The 4,015-nt window shown below is 73.3% G+C and carries 2 protein-coding genes; one reads left to right on the top strand and one right to left on the bottom strand.

Annotated elements, in window-relative coordinates; all coding sequences use genetic code 11:
- A partial coding sequence (locus MXD58_RS22175) for a SulP family inorganic anion transporter (protein WP_250609847.1) occupies window positions 1–2,602 on the bottom strand: 2,602 nt, incomplete at its 3' end.
- Between the two features lie 484 nt (window positions 2,603–3,086).
- Between MXD58_RS22175 and MXD58_RS22170 the strand changes: the two genes are divergently transcribed.
- Window positions 3,087–4,015: DUF2142 domain-containing protein (locus MXD58_RS22170; protein WP_250609846.1), on the top strand; the 929-nt coding region annotated here is incomplete at its 3' end.

Below are 4,015 nucleotides of genomic sequence, written 5' to 3'. Positions count from 1 at the left end.
CCGGTGACCGGTCCGTCGCGGCCTCGGGGGGGCTGTCCCCGCCCGCCGGCACGCGGACCGGGGCGAGGGTGTCCCAGCGCCGGCTCATCCCGGCGGCGACGGGCACCTTCGACAGGGCGTCCGCCGGGTCGACGAAGCGGCCCGTCGTCTCGTCGAGGATCGAGATCTGCGCGTCGGCGATGTCGAAGTACATGCCGACCAGCCGCAGCGTGCCGGCCTTCAGCGCCCGGCGCACGACGGGCTGCGCGCGCAGGTTCTCCAGCTGCTGGGCGACGTTGGCCCGCCCGAGCCGCTCCACCGGCGCGAGGTCCTCCGTGCCCGGCGGTGGGGTCCGGGTCAGCGACGTCGCGGCGTGTGCCAGCCAGCCGCCGAGAGCGGTGTCGGGCGATCCGTCGGCGGCACCGGCCAGCAGCGCGTTCATCGCGCCGCAGCTCGAGTGGCCGCAGACCACGATGGCCGGGACCCGCAGCACCTCGACGGCGTAGTCGACGGCTGCGGTGACCGACAGGTCCCCGGGCAGCGGGTCGAGGATCGGCCCCGTCCCGGTTCCGGGCACCACCCCGACGCCGGCGGCCAGTCCCAGGCCCGAGGCCATCCCGGTGCCGAGGCCGAAGGGCCCGGCGAGAGCCGGCGGTGGCGTCGCGGGCGCGGCGCGTTCCGCGGGCGGCGGCGGGACAATGTTTCCGACGTTGCGGACGGTGAACAGGTCACCGGGCCCGGAGCTGGTCAGGATGTTCGGCACGATCCGCGAGTCGGCGCAGGTCAGGAACAGCGCGCCGGGCTGCTGGCCGGCGGCGAGCCCGTCGAAGGTGCCGCGCAGCAGCGGTGCCGCCCGGCGGTGGAACTCGTTGACTCCGACCAGCATCGTGCCGACATGGTCGATTCTGGCTGTGGCGCCGAGGAGCTGCGGGGCGTCGGTTCCGTCCTCGGGGCCGAGGGCTCCGGCGGGGCGATCCGCCGCCGCGGACTGCCCCGGCGGGCCGTCCTCGTCGTGCTCCTGCCACTGGGACCAGGGGGCGAACCAGCGCGGCAGGTTCGGGATGACCGAGCGCCGTCGCTCGGCGAGGTCGGCGCGCCGGAACCAGACCTGGCCGATCTCGTCGATGTCGACGGTTCCGCCGGAGGCCTCGTGGTTCGCGCACCAGCCGCGCAGCTGCTCGAACGCGGCGTGGTCGAGATAGTCGACGATGAGTTCGATGGACACCGGCGCGCCCGGCGGGATGCGGTGCAGGACCCGGGCCAGGCGCGGCAGCGACAGGAAGCTGAGCGTCCCCTCGACCTCGACCTGCCACAGCTCGCCGGTCCGCCGCAGCCGCACGCTGGACCACAGCACCCGGCGCAGGACCAGCGCGAGGGCGGTGAGCAGGCCGAGCGCCACGCCCTTGAGCAGGTCGAGCGCGACGACCCCGGTGATGGTCACGAGGTAGACGGGCAGTTCGCCGTGATGGCGAACGTGGCGCAGGTGGGCGACGTCGACGAGCCGGAGTCCGACGACGACGAGCAGGCCGGCCAGGGCCGCGAGCGGGATCCACTCGACGGCGAAGCCGAGCAGCAGCGCGAAGGCCAGGATCCAGACGCCGTGCAGGATCGCCGAGGCGCGGGTGCGGCCGCCGGAGACCACGTTGGTGGAGCTGCGGACGATCACCCCGGTGACCGGCAGGCCGCCGATGAGGCCGGAGACGACGTTCGCGGAACCCTGGCCGAGCAGCTCCCGGTCGAGATCGACGCGGGGACCGCGCCAGCCGCGGGCATTGGCGAGCTGGTCGACGGCGACGGCGGAGAGCAGCGACTCGACGCTCGCGACGATCGCCACGGTGAAGATCGCCAGCGCGATGCCGGACCAGTTGCCGTCGGGCATCGAGGGCAGTTCGACCGCGTCGAACAGGGAGGCCGGCAGATCGACCCGGGGCACGTCGAAGCCGATGGCACCCGCGAACGCGGTGCCCACGACGACCGCGACGAGATAGGCCGGAATCTTGCGGATCATGGCGGGGACGGCGTCGGGCAGCCGCGGCCAGATCAGGATGACGGCGATCGTCAGCAGCCCGACCAGGGTCGCCGGGCCGTGCGGGTCGAGGACCGACGCGGGGATTTCCTTGATGTTGTCCCAGGCGTGGCTGTCAGCCTTGCCGCCGAGAACGACGTGGATCTGCCCGAGGACGATGGTCAGGCCGATACCGCCGAGCATGCCGTGCACGATGGCGGGTGAGACGGCAAGGGCGGCGCGCGCGATCCGGGACAATCCGAACAGGATCTGCAGCAGCCCCGCCGCAACGGTGATCATGCAGGTAACGCGCCACCCGTAGGTGTCGATCAGGTTCGCGACGATCACGGTAAGGCCGGCGGCGGGGCCGCTGACCTGCAGCGGCGCTCCACCGAGCGCGCCGGCGACGATGCCGCCGACCGCGGCGGCGAGCAGTCCCGCGGCGACCGGTGCGCCCGAGGCCACCGCGATGCCCAGCGACAGGGGTAGCGCGACGACGAAGACGACCAGGGAGGCCTGCAGGTCGGGCCGCCAGCTTCGGCCAGGCCCGGTGGAGTCCCCGGCGGGCGGGGAGTGGCTGTGCCGCGACGGGGTGGGCGGGGAGAGGGACTGGGTCATGCGTGCTCCTCGAAGATCGGGCGACGAACAGCCAGGATGGGCACCGGGCACGGCGTGGACCGCGGCGTCGGACACCGACGTTCCACCGGGACAAGCCGGACATCCCCCGCACCGCAGGCAGCGGGCCTGCCGCGGACTGCAACGAGTGCCGTACCCAGGTCAACGCTCGAGCTCGCCGTCGAGTTTCTCTCCGTGATCGGTTACCCGTTTCGGGGTAACCATTGGACATCGCCTCGCCGGGGTTGTCCCAGGTGCCGGCCGGACCCATCAACCCCGCCAACAGGTACACGAATTCTTATAACGGATATACCGTCCGAAACAGCCATAAGACCGTAGATATGGGCGGGCCGATCTCCCCATCGGGATGGCCGCAGGCACCACCCTGCCACCCGGACTCGCTCGGCCTAGGGATACTTGGTATGACTTTGGGTGCTTAGATGACTGCCCAGGGGATTTCGGGGTAGCCAACGAGGGCGGCGGGCTGGTGCAGGGCGGAGGCCGAGTTGTCCGGGTCCTGGTGGTCGCCGGATTCACCCTGCTGCTCTCCGCCTGGGTGGGCAGCAACGCCGCCGGTTTCGGCCCGGACGAGCCAGCGAACTTCGTCAAGGAGATCGGCGCCGGCACGGGCCAGTGGACGGGCAGCCCGGGCCGCCTGGCGCACCCGGCGTTCGGCTCGCAGCCGGGCGCGGCGGAGCGCATCGACTGGATCAACCGGAACAGCCGCGTCTACCGGCTGCCCGCGGGCCTCGACCCGGGCGCCGCCGGCTTCCCGTGCGACCTGTTCCGCAACTGGCTCTCGGCGCGCTGCCTGCACCGCCCGCACCCCCACCCGCCGGCCACCCACGCCCTGTCCTATGTCGGCACCTACGAGCCGTACGTCTACGCCCTCCCGGGCGCGGCGATGGCCCGCGCGAACTCGGCGCTCGCCGCGCTCTACACGGGCCGGGCGGTCAGTGCGTTGCTCGTCGCCGGCCTGCTCGCCGTCGCGTCGGCCGCCGCCTGGGAGGACCGGGCCGGGCCGACCAGCCAGCTCGGGGTGCTGCTCGCCGTGTCACCGATGGTCCTGTTCATGGGCTCGGTGCTCGGCACCAACGGCATCGAGATCGCCGCCGCCCTCGCGCTGTACACCCTCGCCCTGCGGATGGGCCGAGAGGCGGCGGCACCCCGCTGGACCTGGCCGGCGGCCGGGGTGATCGGGGCGTTGCTGGCGCTGTCGCGGCCCACCGGGCCGGCCTGGGTGGTGCTCGCGCCACTGCTGGGACTCGCGTGCGCCCAGCGGGTCCCGCGCCAGCTCGCCGCTGCACACCACCGCCACCGCGCCCACCGCCGACGCCGCGGCCGAATCAGGGCAAGGATGGCGTGGTTGGCGCTGCCCGCGGCGGGGATCGCGGCGACCGCCGCCTGGGAGCACGC

The organism is Frankia sp. AgKG'84/4 (genome assembly GCF_023242965.2).
In the GTDB taxonomy this organism is placed as follows: Bacteria; Actinomycetota; Actinomycetes; order Frankiales; family Frankiaceae; genus Frankia.
Note: the sequence above shows the minus strand (reverse complement) of the source record. Positions and strands in the feature narration are given on the sequence as shown.